15 protein-coding genes are annotated in these 15,893 nt (G+C 52.8%); 11 read left to right on the plus strand and 4 right to left on the minus strand.

What is annotated here, in order from left to right; translation table 11 throughout:
* Window positions 1-3: 3 nt before the first annotated feature.
* The 6 genes from D3P09_RS25080 (at window position 4) to D3P09_RS25105 (ending at window position 6,738) form a co-directional block, all read left to right on the plus strand.
* Window positions 4-888 carry a carbohydrate ABC transporter permease gene (locus D3P09_RS25080; protein WP_120114174.1) on the plus strand — a complete coding sequence of 295 codons (885 nt, stop codon included), beginning with the start codon at window positions 4-6 and terminating at the stop codon, window positions 886-888.
* 60 nt (window positions 889-948) lie between these two features.
* Entirely contained in the window at window positions 949-2,451 is a 1,503-nt protein-coding gene (locus tag D3P09_RS25085) for an ABC transporter substrate-binding protein (protein ID WP_120114175.1), read from the plus strand.
* Between the two features lie 15 nt (window positions 2,452-2,466).
* Window positions 2,467-3,282 carry a sugar phosphate isomerase/epimerase family protein gene (locus D3P09_RS25090; RefSeq protein ID WP_120114176.1) on the plus strand — a complete coding sequence of 272 codons (816 nt, stop codon included), beginning with the start codon at window positions 2,467-2,469 and terminating at the stop codon, window positions 3,280-3,282.
* Between the two features lie 14 nt (window positions 3,283-3,296).
* Window positions 3,297-4,424: a Gfo/Idh/MocA family protein gene (locus D3P09_RS25095; protein ID WP_120114177.1), complete on the plus strand. Its 1,128-nt coding sequence runs from the start codon at window positions 3,297-3,299 to the stop codon at window positions 4,422-4,424.
* Between the two features lie 14 nt (window positions 4,425-4,438).
* On the plus strand, window positions 4,439-5,650 hold the full coding sequence (locus D3P09_RS25100) for an MFS transporter (protein ID WP_120114178.1): 1,212 nt from the start codon (window positions 4,439-4,441) through the stop codon (window positions 5,648-5,650).
* Between the two features lie 173 nt (window positions 5,651-5,823).
* Complete coding sequence (locus tag D3P09_RS25105) at window positions 5,824-6,738, plus strand: GNAT family N-acetyltransferase (RefSeq protein ID WP_243644474.1); 915 nt, start codon at window positions 5,824-5,826, stop codon at window positions 6,736-6,738.
* Between the two features lie 118 nt (window positions 6,739-6,856).
* Here D3P09_RS25105 and D3P09_RS25110 read toward each other — a convergent pair whose 3' ends face one another.
* Window positions 6,857-7,900, minus strand: a complete 1,044-nt coding sequence (locus D3P09_RS25110; RefSeq protein ID WP_120114179.1) for a hypothetical protein — start codon at window positions 7,898-7,900, stop codon at window positions 6,857-6,859.
* A 67-nt stretch (window positions 7,901-7,967) separates the two neighbouring features.
* Complete coding sequence (locus D3P09_RS25115) at window positions 7,968-8,849, minus strand: putative RNA methyltransferase (RefSeq protein ID WP_165867577.1); 882 nt, start codon at window positions 8,847-8,849, stop codon at window positions 7,968-7,970.
* Window positions 8,850-9,140: 291 nt separating this feature from the next.
* Here D3P09_RS25115 and maa point away from each other — a divergent pair, with 291 nt between their 5' ends.
* A complete protein-coding gene (gene maa, locus D3P09_RS25120) occupies window positions 9,141-9,701 on the plus strand; it encodes a maltose O-acetyltransferase (RefSeq protein WP_120114181.1) in 561 nt (186 codons plus the stop codon).
* Window positions 9,702-9,757: 56 nt separating this feature from the next.
* On the opposite strand, the gene D3P09_RS25125 is transcribed toward maa, so the two are convergent.
* Entirely contained in the window at window positions 9,758-10,405 is a 648-nt protein-coding gene (locus D3P09_RS25125; protein ID WP_120114182.1) for a pentapeptide repeat-containing protein, read from the minus strand.
* A 423-nt stretch (window positions 10,406-10,828) separates the two neighbouring features.
* Between D3P09_RS25125 and D3P09_RS27950 the strand changes: the two genes are divergently transcribed.
* The 3 genes from D3P09_RS27950 to D3P09_RS25145 all read left to right on the plus strand — a co-directional run bounded on the left by D3P09_RS27950 (window position 10,829) and on the right by D3P09_RS25145 (window position 13,827).
* Complete coding sequence (locus D3P09_RS27950; RefSeq protein ID WP_243644476.1) at window positions 10,829-12,616, plus strand: S-layer homology domain-containing protein; 1,788 nt, start codon at window positions 10,829-10,831, stop codon at window positions 12,614-12,616.
* Window positions 12,617-12,716: 100 nt separating this feature from the next.
* On the plus strand, window positions 12,717-13,433 hold the full coding sequence (locus D3P09_RS25140) for an MOSC domain-containing protein (RefSeq protein ID WP_120114184.1): 717 nt from the start codon (window positions 12,717-12,719) through the stop codon (window positions 13,431-13,433).
* 121 nt (window positions 13,434-13,554) lie between these two features.
* On the plus strand, window positions 13,555-13,827 hold the full coding sequence (locus tag D3P09_RS25145; protein WP_120114185.1) for an alpha/beta-type small acid-soluble spore protein: 273 nt from the start codon (window positions 13,555-13,557) through the stop codon (window positions 13,825-13,827).
* Between the two features lie 44 nt (window positions 13,828-13,871).
* Here D3P09_RS25145 and D3P09_RS25150 read toward each other — a convergent pair whose 3' ends face one another.
* Entirely contained in the window at window positions 13,872-14,411 is a 540-nt protein-coding gene (locus tag D3P09_RS25150) for an NAD(P)H-dependent oxidoreductase (protein ID WP_120114186.1), read from the minus strand.
* Window positions 14,412-14,658: 247 nt separating this feature from the next.
* Between D3P09_RS25150 and D3P09_RS25155 the strand changes: the two genes are divergently transcribed.
* Complete coding sequence (locus tag D3P09_RS25155) at window positions 14,659-15,051, plus strand: winged helix-turn-helix transcriptional regulator (RefSeq protein ID WP_120114187.1); 393 nt, start codon at window positions 14,659-14,661, stop codon at window positions 15,049-15,051.
* The last annotated feature ends 842 nt before the right edge of the window (window positions 15,052-15,893 follow it).

The raw sequence follows: 15,893 nt of genomic DNA on the forward strand, positions 1-15,893 counted from the left end.
ACTATGCGCGTCAATCGACGGGAGCAGACGGTTATTCATATCATTTTCTTCGTGTTCGCTTGCATTTGCTTAATTCCGTTCATCGTGCTCATCTCCGCTTCCTTTACGAATGAGCAAGCGATTATCCAGAACGGCTACTCCATCTGGCCCAGCGTGTTCAGCGTGGAGAGCTACCGCTACTTGCTGAAGGAGCCGATGATGATCCTGAATGCGTACGGCATCTCGATCCTCATCACGGTTGTCGGGACTGCCATCAGCTTGATCATGATGACCTTGCTGGCGTATCCAATCTCCAGAAAGGACCTGCCTTTCCGCAACGTCATCGCCTTTATCGTCTTCTTCACGATGCTCTTCAATGGCGGTCTCGTGCCGACGTATCTGATGTATACGAATGTCTTCGAGATCAAGAACACGTTAACGGCTTATCTTGTGCCGGGTCTGCTGGTCAGCGCGTTTTTCGTCATTCTGATCCGCACTTTCTTCACGATGAACATTCCGAGCGAGGTAATTGAATCGGCGAAGATCGACGGCGCGGGCGAATTCCGCATCTTCTGGGGCATTGTGCTTCCGCTATCGAAGCCTGTGCTGGGTGCCGTAGGCATCTTCCAGATTATCAACTATTGGAACGACTGGTTCAACGGGCTGATCTATATTACCGACAGCAAGCTGCACAGCATCCAGGTGATGCTGAACACGATTCTGCTGAACTCGCAGTATCTGATGACGAACGTTCAGGCTGCGGACAACATGATCGAGGCCGGTGATATTCCGACCCATGGCCTGAAGATGGCCATTGCGGCAATCGGCGTAATTCCGATCTTGATTACGTATCCTTTTTTCCAAAAATATTTTGCGAAGGGACTTACGGTTGGCGCGGTAAAGGGCTAGTGCCCGCATGAGAATAGCAACGCTATACGGATGGCCAAAAAAAGGGGAGGCTTCGGGGATATGTTCAAAAAAATCAGCACGACGGTATTGGCAATGATGATGACGGCAAGCTTGGTGCTTGCGGGCTGCGGCAAGTCGAATGAGCCTGTGAATAAGGGGCAGAACGGCGCGAATGACGGCGAGCTTGCGCCTTACGAGATCAATATGGTGTTCTACGGTCCGCCGCAGAAGGATCTGGATGAGATTGCCGCAGAAATGAGCAAGATTACGAAGGAAAAAATCAATGCGACGGTGAAGTTAGTCCGTATTGAACCTGCTGCATGGGCGGAGCAATCCATCCTGATGCTGACGGGCAATGAACAAGTGGACTTGATTGTAACCGGCGGAGGTGATTATTCCAGACAGGTGGCGCAGGGGCAACTGATCGCTCTGGATGACTTGGTCCAGAAGCACGGACAGGGCATCGTGAAGGCGTTCGAGCCGGAGGTGCTGGGCGCGTCGAAGGTGAACGGGCAGACCTATGCGATTCCGACCAACCGCGATTTTGCGTCCCATCCGCTAGTGCTGATGCGCCAGGATATGCTGGATAAGTATAAGCTCGACATTAGCAGCATCAAGACCATTGACGATCTGGACGCCATCTTCAAGGTTATCCACGAGAATGAGCCGAATGTCAATGTGCTGGGCAAGGCAAGCGCAGCCGCATCGATTGCGAACAGGCTGCTTGAGACCAGATGGGATATTCTTGGCGACTACATCGGCGTACTGCCGAATCTGGATGAGCTGAAGGTCGTCAACTTGTACGAAACGCCGGAGTATGCCGACATGCTGAATACGATCAGAAGATGGTATCTGGAAGGCTACATTCATAAGGATGCAGCTACAAGCAAGGAGACTGCGGTTGATTACATTAAAGCGAATATCGGATTTGCCGTTATCAATAAAGGAAAGCCGGGCGCAGTCGGTCAGACCGAGAACAGAGTCGATACGAAGCTGGCATCGGTGGACATTGGTTCGCAAATTACGAGCACCACATCCATTACAAGCATCATGCTCGGCATTCCGACCAACTCGAAGGACCCGGATCGCGCAATGATGTTCCTGGACCTGCTCTACTCCGACCCGGATCTGGTCAACCTGATCAACTGGGGCATTGAAGGCAAGCATTACGTCAAGGTAGGAGACAGCTCGATCGACTTCCCTCCTGGCGTAGATGCTTCGAACAGCGGCTTCAACCTCAGACAAGGCTGGATGTTCGGCAATCAGCTCCTGTCCTATACATGGGCGACAGATGTGCCGAATCTGTGGGAAGAGATGGATAAGTACAATCGGGAAGCGAAGAAGTCGGCAGCACTTGGTTTCACTTACAATCCAATTCCGGTCAAGACAGAGCTCGCGGCCATTACGAATGTCACTCGTCAATATGCAATGGGGCTTGAGACGGGCACGATCGATCCTGAGGTGAATCTGCCGAAGTTCATCGCCGCTCTGAAAGCCGCGGGCATTGACAAGGTTATTGCAGAGAAGCAGAAGCAGCTGGATGAATGGGCCAAAAATAAATAATCGGGAGGCAACCTTATGAAGCTTTCAATCGGCGGTTATTCTTTCAACAATACGTTCCTGGAAGGCAAGATGGACATATTCGGCTACCTGGAGACGGTCAAGTACCGCTATGGACTGGACACGGTTGATCTGTACAACGGCTTCTTCGTCGATAAGAGCAAGCCGATATGGAAGCTGGCCGACGAGGATTATTTGGTGAAGATCCGCGAGGCGCTGGATGAGAAAGGGATGACAGTCGTCAACTTTGCGATCGATACGGCTTCGCTGTGGGATAAGGACCCCGAGAAGCGCGAGCTGCAGTATCAGAATGCGCTGGAGCATCTGAAGGCGGCAAGAATACTGGGCGCCAAGACGGTCCGCATCGATACAGGCGGCTCGTATTCCAAGGAAGAGAACGGCGATTTCTACGAGATGAGCAACGAGCAATACGAGCATCTGGTGACGAGATACCAGGAATATTGCAAGATTGGCGCCGACTATGGCTTCAAGGTTGGTCCGGAGAATCACATGGGACCGTCTCTGAATCCGCACTTCCTGAGGCAAATTGCCGAAGGCATCAACCATCCGAACTTTGGCGTTCTGCTCCATGTCGACCGCTGGAAGGTGGATCCGTCGCGCGGCGACGAGATGATTGCTCCATGGGCCTGCCATATCCACTTTGGCGGCAATACGCTGGCGATGGAGGAGCGGGCGACTTCCATCGCGAAGATGCTGGTCGATTCCGGTTTTAATGAATACTGGGCGGTCGAGCATAATGCGCCGAAGAATCAGTATATTGAGGTAGAGTGGACACTATCCACGATGAAGAAAATACTAGGCAACGTACTTTAGGAGGCGAAAGCAGCGTGAGCAAAGTTAGAATCGGTATTGTCGGAGTAGGACTGATTGGGCAGACACACTTGAGCAACTATGCGAAGATTCAGGACGCCGAAGTGGTGGCGGTCTGCGATATTAATGAGCAAGCGGCGCAAGCCGTGGCCAGCCAATTTGGCATTCCGGATGTGTATACGGATTTCCGCGAGCTGCTGAAGCGGGACGATATTGATGCCATCGACGTCTGCCTGCATAACAACTTCCATGCTCCGGTGACGAACGAAGCGCTTAAGGCCGGCAAGCATGTCTATTGCGAGAAACCGATCGCGGGCACGTACTTTGATGGCGTCACGATGCTGGAGACAGCCAAAGAGACGGGCAAAATGCTTCATATCCAGCTCAATACGTTATATAAGAAAGAGACCAAGGCGGCCAAAGCCTTGATCGAGGAAGGAAGCCTCGGCAAGCTGTATCATGCAAGATCGACCGGCTTCCGCCGACGCGGCCGTCCGTTCGTGGACGGCTACGGCACGAAGTTCTTCAACCGCAAGGAGACGGCTGCGGGCGGTGCGCTGCTCGACATGGGCGTGTACCACATTGCCCAGATCTTGTATCTGCTCGGTGTACCTACGCTGAAGAGCGTCTCCGGCAAGGTGTATCAGGAGATGGATATGGATGCTTCGAGACGGGAAGAATCCCAATTCGATGTAGAGGAGCTTGGCCTTGGCTTCGTCCGGTTCGAGGAAGGCGTAACGCTTGACCTGATCGAGGCATGGTCGGTTCATATGGGCGGCTTCGAGGGCTCCAGCGTGCTGGGCAGCAAAGGCGGGGTTCGGCTGCCTTCGTACTCCTCGATCTCGCAGACGAGCGCGTTGACCTTCCATACGACAGTAGCCGATATGGACCTCGACAGTACGATCAACCTGGATGATATGGACTTGCGCTGGGGCAGATTGAAGCCCGACTATGATGCTTACGCCTCCTCGCAGCAGCACTGGATTGCCGCCATTCAAGGCAGAGTGCCGCTTCTGCCTACGGCGGAGATTGCGCTGCAGACGATGCTGATCAGCGAAGGCGTATACCTCTCGGATCAACTGGGGCGTGAAGTGACCGCTGAAGAAATTATCGCGCATTCGCAATCTACCAATGTCTTAGTATAAGGGATGAAGGAAACATGTCGGACCACACGATAAGCCGTAATATGCTGGGAATGCTAAAGGTATTCAACTTTGTGCTCTATGGAGCCCTTGCGATCTACAGCACGTTCTTTGCGCTCTATCTCAAGGATCTCGGGATTTCCAATGTACAGATTGGATTACTGGTAGCGGGCGGCCCGCTCATCGGGCTGGTAGCCAATCCTTTCTGGGCGTATTGGGCGGATCGGCTTCGCAACAATAAGCGCATCCTGATCATTTGCTTGATCGGCAATTTCATCTGTATGCAATTCGTCTTTATGACGGAATCCTATACGCTGATTTATACGCTTATGCTGTTTTATTTCGCTTTCCAGAGTCCGCTGTTCACGCAGAGCAACAGTCTTATTCTGAATGTAATTGAAGGAACGAATCGCAAATTCGGCGAGTTCCGCGCATGGGGCTCGCTGGGCTGGGCGCTGATTGCGGTGGCGGCGGGACCGATTATCGGCTGGCTGGGCATCGGCAAGCTATGGATCGTATTCGATGTCATGCTGCTGTTCGCCATCTTCTTCACCTTCCTCATGCCTAGCGGCAATGAGCGGCCGCTCAAGCAGAAGTTTTCGAACAAGGGGTATCTGCAAGTCTTCCAGAACAGATATTTTCTCATGTTCGTCTGCCTGGGCGTCCTGATCTCCATTCCCAATTCGATCAATATGACCTTTATGGGCATCTATATCAAAGGCCTGGGCGGATCGGATACTGTAGTAGGGTGGTCGGCCTTCGCGACAGCGATTCTGGAAGTGCCTGTTTTCCTGCTGCTGGATAAGTATTTGAAGAAAAATTCCCGCACAATGCTGGGGTGGCTGGTCATCATTAGCGCGCTCTTCTCGGTTCGCTGGCTGCTGATGTCTCTCGCCACCTCGGCGTTCCAGGTTATCTTCATCCAGTTGCTTCATTCCATCACGTTTGGCGGGTACTATTACATCGGCACGCAGCTCACCTCGCATCTGGTGCCGGCGGAATACCGGTCGAGCGGTCAGGCTGTCTACGGCCTGACATGGGGCGGAGTATCCGGGATTGTCGCCGGCGTGCTCGGCGGCTGGATGTTCGAGAATCTCGGCGCATCGACGCTGTATCAGATTTGCTTCGCCATTACGCTTTGCGGCGTGCTCGGATTTTTCCTGCTGCGGCAGCTTTTCCTTCGCACAGGAGGTTCGGTCGGCGCGTCCAATAGACAAGAGACCATGTAAGGATAGAGAACAAGTGGAATGTGAACAACCCGCAAGCAGCGCTCTCCGGAGCAGCCGCTTGCGGGTTTTCGGCGTATTCGGGTAGGCAGAGCCTTATATTCGGGTGTACACTGGTATCATTCTGTTGTTGGAAAATCCAGTAGGGCCAGCCCTTACTTAGGAGAGTGTGATAGATGATGCAAGGCTTGCATGCAAGAGATAGATTAAGCGAGGCGGAGCTGGAGGAGATTAGCCTCTTGGCTGACAAGTGCAACCAATACGAGGGGATCGAGCTGAAGCTCAACTGGAATATGCTGCGGGAGCGTTCGGGCGCAGAGATAAGCGACTTCCTGTATTACGAATCTGGGCAGCTTGTAGGGTTTCTAGGCATCTATCAGTTTCAGTCGAAGGAAGTAGAGATTAGCGGCATGGTGCATCCGAAGCATCGCAGCCAAGGCATGTTCGGCAAGCTGGTGCAAGCAGCCAAGAAAGAATGCCAGCGGCGGGATGTGCCGAAGCTGGTCTTCATGTGCCAGCAGGGGACTGCGTCTGCCAAGGCGGTTATGGACCGGTGGGCCATCCCTTACGGTTACTCGGAATACTGGATGCAGCTATTGGAGCCTCCTGTCCAGGAGGAGCGCGGGCGTATGGAGGCATTGAAGCTCCGCGAGGCTGATGCAGGCGATGACGCCGCTATTATCCGATTGAATGTGGAGGGCTTCGGCTTGTCGGAGGAGGATGCGGCGAGCTTGCTGGAGAAGCCGAATGGGCCTGGGCCGCGGACCAACCGAGTCTATATGGCTGAGCTCGCAGGTGTGGACGGCGCATGCCGCACCATAGGCAAAATTCATGCCCGCGTCGTAAGCGGCAATGCGTTTATCTATGGTTTTGTGGTAGCGGCAGATGAGCGTGGGCGCGGACATGGCAGAGCGATTCTGGCGAAGATGATCAAGGTCGTTCGGGCAGAGCATCCGCAAGCAGCCATTGCCCTTGAGGTAGCTGTAAAGAATGAGCGGGCGCTAGGGCTCTATGAGTCCTTGGGCTTCCGTGCGAGCAAGGCTACGGACTACTATGAATGGACGGACGCGCTGCAGACGAATCGAAGCTGAGCGCGTCCCCTTGCATGCTGTGAATGACAGCCTGCATGCGACGCGGCCCCTCGCGATGGGAGATTCGCGAGGGGCGAAAGGTCGGCGCATCTGCAAGGCTTGCCCAAGCCGTGATGTCTCAAGGCTTCTGCTGGATATCAGGGTTCATCTGAAGGATACGCTCCGCAGCACCCCATAGCTCCGGCATGAATTGCAGCACCGCCTCTGCCCGGCCGGCCATAGCCGAGGAGTCAGTCACGCCGAGGTCATCGGTCAGCGCCAGCAGGGAAGGCAGGTACTGCTGCTGCAAATGCGGTGCGTCGGCTGCAAAAATCTGGTGGCATCTGGCGAAGGTCGCGGCAATCCAGAATACCGCTTCATGATGCATGCCCGCATTAATCAGATCACGGCTGCCATCGATCGCGATAGGCCTCGACAGCGCTGTAATGTCGGAGCGGAAGAAGAAGGGAGTCTGTACGACTTCAGCAGCTGCATCGAATGTCCTGGCGAGCTCATTCAAGTGTTGCTCTACGCGGGATGCCGGCAGATGGCTGCTGCCAAGCAAGCTGAGCAGCTGCGGGTATACAGCATGAAGGCCGTACTCCTCCAGAACATCACGAGCGGCGGCATAACGCAGCCGGATCGTCGGATTGCGCAGCGCGGCGACGAGCAGGACATGGGTCGTCACGCCTGTCGGGAACAGCCATCCCGTCAGGCGGTCATGCAGCGGGGCATGCACGTCGAGCCCGCGGAGCCCGCTTTCGATGCGATCGCGTGCGTTCCCGCAGCGCCGCCGAACCCATTCCAGTTCATTGAATCTCGGCCCTGCTTCGGCTAGCAGCTTGCGCAGATGTCCCGAGGGATCGGATATTATCGTGTCCCTGCGGAAGCTTCCCGCCAGATGATAGGAAGCAAGCACCTCTTCCGCCGAGGCGAGCTGGTTCCAGGGCAGCAAGGTTACTTCGATCAGCGTGTCTTGAAATACGAGCTTGCCGGGCTTGACCGGCGGTACGTCTTCAGCGGTGACGACCACAATATCGATATCGGAGCTAGCGGGCAGCACGGCATCCTCAGCCATGGCGATAGTGGAGCCGCTATAATAGGCTCCGCGGAACCATTCTTCTGAAGCGACATGGATCTGGACCCATTCAGCCGCTGCGCGCCGCGCGTCTTTCACTTTCATGGTAGAATCCTCCTTTGAAGGCATCCCCTCTCACTCTCCAATAGGGGAGGAAAGGGGATGCTCTTGTTTATGATCGATATTTTTGTCCGATTAGAATGGTTACGTCCATAGTTAGCTCCAGACAGTCCAGCGCTTGCAAGTGTTGGATGCGCTCAGGGTCCGCATGCCATGACAACGGGGTCATCGCAATGGCGTGGGGAATAAGAGCGGCGTCCAGCCTGGATTGCGATCGCAGCGGCAATGCCTCGACCAGCTCGAAGCTGTCCCGGAACCTCTCTTCCAGCCTGACACCAGAGGGAGATTCGCGGCTTAAGCGGAGAGCGCTGCGCAGCTCTTGCAGATGCCTGCTGCCGGGAACGGCTTTAATGAGAAAGCCGTCATCCTTCAGCAAGCGATGACATTCCGCATAGTTGGTCGGCGATAAAATGTTGAGGATAACGTCGAAGCCGCCGTCTGCCAGCGGGCTGCGAGCCAGATCGGCGACGCACCATAGGAGCCTGGGCGCCCGGCTGGCGGCCATTCTGACGCCTTCCTTGGCAATATCCAGCCCGACGCCAATCGTTCCATCGCGGCCGGCATTCTTCAGTCTATCGAGCATAAAGGCAAGATGCGAGCCTTCACCGCAGCCCAGGTCGAGAAGATGCAGATTCGGCTTCTTGTTAAATTCAAGAATTCTGTCGCTTAATAAGCGGTCTAGAGATTGAAAGAAGCGGCTCTCGCTCACGATGCTTCTGGAGCGGAATAAGGATTGATCGTATTTGGAAGCCGCGGGATGCGGCAGGAAATTGACATAGCCTTGTCTGGCAATATCGAAGTTGTGCCCTTTGAGGCAGACGAGCTGCCGGAGTTCCTCCACATGCATCGGGGAGGAGCAGATTGGACATTGGAATAAGCTGTGGTGGACGGCCATTGCTTCGGCAGCAAGGATACGATTGCTTTTGTGCAGCACAAATAAACACCCTTTCATTCGTTTGTTTCGTAATGAAAAAGGCACAGCCAAATAAACCTGACTTTTGCTTCAGCAAAAAAGCCGGGTTCAGTCTAGCGTGCCTCTCATTATCGCAAACGAATGTAATGAACCATGGTGAATATGGCCTCCAATCGTATACAGCTTCTGTGCGGTACTATACCAGCATAACACGGATCCGGCAGGCGTGCGAGGAAGGCAGGAGCTGCCGGGATTCGTTATAATGGTGAAAGGCAAGACGGTTAGGCAGATCAGGCAGGGAGGAATGGTCGAATGAGTTCGGAGAAGGAAAAGATGCTTCGGGGCGAGCTGTATATGGCGGCTGACCCGGAGCTTACCGAGGATCGGCTGAATGCGCGCAGGCTGAGCCGCTTGTATAATCAAACCTTGGAGACGGAAGACCGCAAACGAAAAGCGATCCTGAAGGAGCTGCTTGGCTCCACAGGAAATCATATTTACATTGAACCGACGTTCCGCTGCGATTACGGATACAACGTCCACGTCGGCGAAAATTTCTATGCCAACTTCGATTGTGTCATTCTGGATGTATGCGAGGTGCGGATCGGCGATAATTGCTTCCTGGCGCCTGGCGTGCATATCTATACGGCGACTCACCCGCTGAATGCTCAGGAGCGCATATCCGGAGCCGAATTCGGCAAGCCCGTCACAATTGGCCATAATGTGTGGCTCGGAGGAAGGGCGGTCATTAATCCCGGCGTTACGATAGGCGATAATGTCGTAGTTGCCTCCGGCGCGGTGGTGACCAAGGATGTGCCTCCGAATGTGGTGGTAGGCGGCAATCCGGCAAGGGTTATTAAAACGATTGATGTGTAAATCGCAGGCTAGAACGGAGAAAAGCTGCCTTTTGGCAGCTTTTTTTCGTTTCATCATCATTCATTTACGACAAGTCCGAACAGAGCTGCGAATACATAAGCTTGCTCGCGCGAGATGATGCACCCCTTCAAGTCCTCAACGTTAACGCTTAGCCCGTTGAACTCACAGTCGCTCAGATCCATGCCGCCAAGCGGCGTGCCGGAGAACTGGGCCCGGTCGATATTGCAGCGGGTCAGCTCGGTCTTCTGAAGTTTGGCGAAGCAGAAGTCAGCCCGGCTGAGGGAGCTGTCCTGAATAACGAGCTGCTTCGTATTCGATACCCGCAGAGAAGCATAGTCGGCAAGGGCATTGTCGATCAGCACGTTGCGAATCGTGGCGCCTGTCAGCTGCATGCCGATCATTTTGCAATCGCGGAATTCGGTGCGGTGGATGACGGCATCTGTCCAGTCGGCATTGGATAGATCGCATTTCTCGAAGATGATGTCGGTCAGCTCCATTCTGCTCCAGGACGTGTCCGCAAACGTTACATTTCGGAAAATAACTTTCTCGAAAGTGACCCGGTCTACATCACGCTCGTCGAAGACGCAGTCCTGAATGACGCCCATCTCCACAAAGTCCTGCACAGCAAGGTCGGGCTTGGGCTGAATCGGCAAATCCGCGGGCAGGATGGGTGTTTCGATCTTCATCGTTTTCTTCTTCGTCATGAATTCATCTCCTATAGATAAGGCTCCGAACAATTGTTCCCTACTTCATACTAACATAAGCACAGGCAGTAGTGGCTAACCCCATGCGAGATAAATATTGTTTATATAGGATCGAGCAACTGGGACGTCAGCGTGATGTATGCCATATTTACAATAATATGACGGATCGGCAGCTTCACTTGGATTGTTATAAGAAGGGTCTGTTGCAGGAGACAGAGACAATTCTCGCAGAAACAGACGGTCACGGTCGATGGTTTGAAAGACTTTAGCTTAAGCTTGTTACCGATTTTATTTGAGATTACTAATGCCCTGATGAGAAATAAATTGCGCACAACGTAAAATGGATTTAATTTTCAAAAATGCTCATGTTTTTCAGTGAAAAATCCGTTATATTAATAGTATAAAATTTAGGGAGGAAGTGGCATGAAAAGAATTGTAGCAGCATGGCTCTTGATTGGCTGCATGATGTTTTCGGCGGCAGCGGGAGCTTTTGCGCAAGATGGACAATCTGGTAGTTTTCAAGATCTAAAGGACTTGGATGCGGCGACGAAAGCAAAGTTTGATGCTTTGATCCAAGCGGGCGTATTCGATGGAGTTAGTGATGGGCAATTCGGTCTTAAGGAAGAGATGAACCGCGCTCAATTTGCCAAGGTTGCGGCTTTGATTTTTGGCCTTCAAGTGGATAGCTCCCTCAAGAGCTCTAGCTTCAGTGACGTGAAAGCCGACGATCCGGCTAACGGATATGCGCTGCCGTATATTGAGGCAATCAAGAAAGCCGGCATTACGTCGGGTACAGGCTCGGGAGCGTTCAACCCTGCTGGCGATGTAACCAAGGAACAGCTGGCTGCCTTTCTTGTACGCGGATTAGGGCTGGAGGGAGAAGTAGGTCCAAGACCCGGAACGGCGGATTCGACTGTATCGGACTGGGCCAAGGGCTATGTTCAGTTAGCGCTTGAATTGAAGCTGCTTAACCGTGAGCAGTCAGGCGAATTCGGCGGCAAGTCCGGGGCCAAAAGGGATGAGCTGATCCAAGCTTCGTTCGAAACAAAGAAACAGGTTGAGCCTCCGCCTGCACTGTCTGGCGCAGTGGTGGATGGAACAAGCGAGCTGAAGCTGACGTTCACAGGCGCGATTGATCCCAAATCGATTGATCTGTCCCAATTCAGCATTAATGGCCACGTCTTGAGCAATACAGAGGACCGCTTCACGCTATCCGAGGATGGCAAGACCTTAATCATCACGTTCCGCCCGGGCTTCTACTGGGGCTCCGGATCGAATCCGGCGATTGGAATTGGCGCCGTCCAATCGACCTTCGGGAATAAGCTGGACGATAAAGCGCCTGCGCCTGTTGTGACAGTGACCAATCCGCCAGCGCCTTACATACCGGCGTCGACGCCGCGTCCGACCAGTACCCCGGTACCAACCGTGACGCCAGGTCCGACTCCTTCTCCTGAGCCGAGCGAAAGCACGGGGCCAACGGAGTCGCCGAATCCGACAACCACACCAGCGCCGAATCAACTGCCTGAGGTTTCGTTTGTTGAGCCTTACAGTTACACAGATCTCGGTGTTACTTTCACTGTGGAGTCGTCTGATACGGACACGCTTTATTTGATTTATCATTCCGGCACGCATCATATTCCGTACACCAAAGATCAAGTTAAAATATTTGCGATTGAGTCTGCTTCCAATGTGAATGTAAGAACGGTTAGAGAGACTTTTACGGAATATGCTATTGAGTTTCCGCTTCCGGAGGAGCCTTATACGCTTTATATCGTTGGAGAGAATGAGCATGGTCTTTCCGAAATCAAGTCCCTTACGATACGCAAAGAAGTACGAGCTGAAATTAGCGGGGGCTTGTGGTTTGACGACGAGGAAGAGGCTTATGTCAATGGGATTCGATTGTTCTTGGAATATTCGCCTATTGAACCTGTAATGGTACATTATCTTATTGCCACCAGCAAATATGAAGTGGCTCCGACGGCTGAGCAGGTTGCAAAGAAGGTGCCGAGCAATTACGAGCATGTATATGCACACTCCAGTAAGCAGATGTTTGGCGGCGGGGATAATATACAGATCTACAGCCCGCAAATTGTCGAGCTGGCAGGAGCGACGTTTTACGTATATGCAGTAATTGAAACAAGCGAGGGCAAGCTCCATGATGTCGGGTATTTGGACGAACCGTATCCGTTTGAAATTGATGTATTCAACTAATTGGATGAGGAAACCTTCCACCTGTGCGGGTGGAAGGTTTTTTAGTGGTTCGCTAGCTTAGGGGTAAACTAGAAATAACCATAAGGAGGTCGTCATGAGGATGGCAAAACGAATCGGAGAAGTAAGCGCGATCTATCGTTATCCCGTGAAGTCATTCCGCGGAGAACGGCTGGAGGGCTGCGAAGTGGCGGAATACGGGCTGCGCGGCGACCGGGTATGCTCGTTTTATGATGAGACCAAAGAAGGATGGAGCCGGTTTGTTACCGCTAGAGCGATTCCGGATATGCTGTCTTATCAGGCAAGCTATGCATCTGAGGAAGTGCGTATCATAGGGCCGGACGGCAGCCAGTATAACTGGGATGACAGGCTATTGGAGCAGATCCAGTCTCGCTCGCGCAAGACATTGTCTATGTCGGCGATGTTTGCGCCCAATCCGGAGAGCGATGAACTGCTGTCTGTCGATGCGGCCAGCTTGCTCATTCTGACGGACAAAACGATACGTGAAATTGAAGCGAAGTGGGGCAAGGAGCTGGATGAGCTTCGTTTTCGGCCTAATCTAATGGTAAAGCTGGAGGAAGATGAAGAGGAGGAGCAAAGCTGGATTGGCAAGCGGTTGCGGATAGGTGACGCTGAGCTGCGTGTTGATTCAGCGTGTGAGCGCTGCTCGATGATTACGATTGATCCGGCAACGCTTGAGAGGGACCCTTCTTTGCTAAAGCAAGTCAACGAGCATTTTCAGCTGAATGTTGGTGTATATGCGTCGGTCACGAAAACAGGTTTTATCCGAATGGGGGATTCCCTCTCCCTGTTGGATTAGTCTTCAGCATCACGAAAGTTAACCGATTTTATTGGCACCTCTGTTATTTGCCAATCTTCATGGGGCGTAAGCCGGACCAAACCGGGCATCCTATAGGGAAAAGGCAGAAGGAGCGATTGGGATGGCTCGGAGAAGAAAATATATTGTGCCTGAAGCGGCACGCGGCATGCAGGCATTCAAGTCGGATGTGATGAAGCAGGAAGGATATAATGTGAATCCTGAACGCCCTGATGATGTGAAATATGAGGTAGCCAAGGAGCTTGGCATTCCGCTAAGGCAAGGCGACAACGGTGATCTGTCGACGGAGTCTGCGGGGCATATCGGCGGCAAAATCGGCGGTTCAATGGTGCGCGAGCTGGTGCGTATGGCGCAGGATCGGCTATCCAAGCAATAAAGCAAAGAAACCGTCAGAGGAGACTCTGGCGGTTTTGTCATCTCTTAATAAACAAGCGCGGCTGCATCCTGGCGAATATGCTCGGCATATGCTTTTGCTTGACCGGCAAGATATTCATCTGTCCGTTCCTGGACGTGATACAGGACGAAGGCGGGCAGATAGCTGCCGCCTACTTTGGCAATAGTGGCCTGAATCGGCCGAAGCAGCTCGCTGATCGTAAAGGCATTCTGCCCGCCGGAGCGATATTGCTTCTCTGTCCCGCCAGTCGTAACTGCCGCCAGGAATTCCTTCCCTTGCAGCCTATTGCCGCCTGGTCCGTAAGCCCAGCCGAAGGTAAGAACATCATCGAACCATTTTTTCAGAAGCGGCGGCGTACTGTACCAGAACACGGGAAATTGGAAGACGACCCGGTCGTGAGCGAGCAGCAGTTGCTGTTCTTTCTCTACGTCAATATTCCAGTTCGAATATTGCTCATAGAGATTGTGGAACTGGATATGGTCGTAAGTCCCGAGTTCTTGCGCCAAAGCTTTATTGCCGCGGGATTCCTGCAGATGAGGATGAGCGGATATCACTAAAATATTCAAGGAAATACACCCTTTCATGTGTTGTAGCAATTGCGATTACAACATCATTATTGAGCAAGAATTGCACGTTGAAAAGTACGCAGTTTTCCCGTACTAGGTTCTATAATACGTACTATAGACGAATGCTGGCCTTTATTCGGCAGGTACGGAAAAACGTACTAGGTATGATAAAACGTCGTACTGTCGCTATTTGGGATACTCTGATAAAGTAACAATAACGTTAATTGAATCGGAGGAGGCGGATCGAATGCCAATGGATGAGAAGGACCCTGATCGGACGCAGGGGATACTGGCTACGCTCCAAGTAATCGGTGGAAAGTGGAAGCCGCTTATTGTCTTCATCCTGCTCTATCACGGAACGAAACGATTTGGCGAGCTGCGCCGGATGCTGCCTAATGTGACACAAGGTATGCTGACCAATCAGCTGCGTGAACTGGAGCGGGATGGATTAGTCGTGCGGAAGGTATATCAGGAGATTCCTCCGAAGGTGGAATATGAGCTATCGGAGCATGGACGGACATTAAGCGCGGTACTCTCGGATATGTGCGGCTGGGGTTTTAAGCATATGGAGTTTATAAAGGAGCAAGAGGGCAAGCGCGAAGAACAATATGCGGCTCAGCCGCAGCCACAATCGCATTAAAGCATACAGGCAAGCGGAGGCTGTCCCAGAATGGGTTGGGCCACACAAGGTTAATCGTACAGCGTCTCTCAGTCATTTAACCTATTGGCACAGTCTCGTGTGAACTGAGCTGCAAGCCGAGAAACTCGGCTTAGAGTGTGCGAGCCGGGTGGAAACTATGCTGCAAGCCGAGAAACTCGGCTAAGAGTGTGCGAGCAGGGCGGAAAGTATGTTGTAAGCCGAGAAACTCGGCTAAGAGCATGCGAGCCGGGTGGGAGCTATGCTGCAAGCCGAGAAACTCGTTTTAGAGTGTGCGGGCAGGGCGGAAAGTATGTTGTAAGCCGAGAAACTCGTTTTAGAGTGTGCGAGCAGGGCGGAAAGTATGCTGTAAGCCGAGAAACTCGTTTTAGAGTGTGCGAGCCGGGTGGAAACTATGCTGCAAGCCGAGAAACTCGGCTAAGAGCATGCGAGCCGGGTGGGATCTATGCTGCAAGCCGAGAAACTCGGTTAAGAGCTTGCGAGCAGGGAGGGAAGTATGCTGCAAGCCGAGAAACTCGTTTTAGAGCGTGTGAGCAGGGTGGAAGCTATGCTGCAAGCCGAGAAACTCGGCTAAGAGCGTGCGAGCAGGGTGGAAACTATGCTGCAAGCCGAGAAACTCGGCTAAGAGCGTGCGAGCAGGGTGGAAGCTATGCTGCAAGCCGAGAAACTCGTTTTAGAGTGTGCGAGCAGGGAGGAATGGATGTAGACTAAAAAGTGGACACGCTGTAACAGCGACCTGATACAATAAACCTAACAACAGAGAGGTTGAGGTGAATCATGGGAGAGCAGCGTCAACATTTTGATGAAGCATTTAAACGCGAAAC

It is taken from the genome of Paenibacillus pinisoli (assembly GCF_003605435.1).
Classification (GTDB): Bacteria; Bacillota; Bacilli; order Paenibacillales; family Paenibacillaceae; genus Pristimantibacillus; species Pristimantibacillus pinisoli.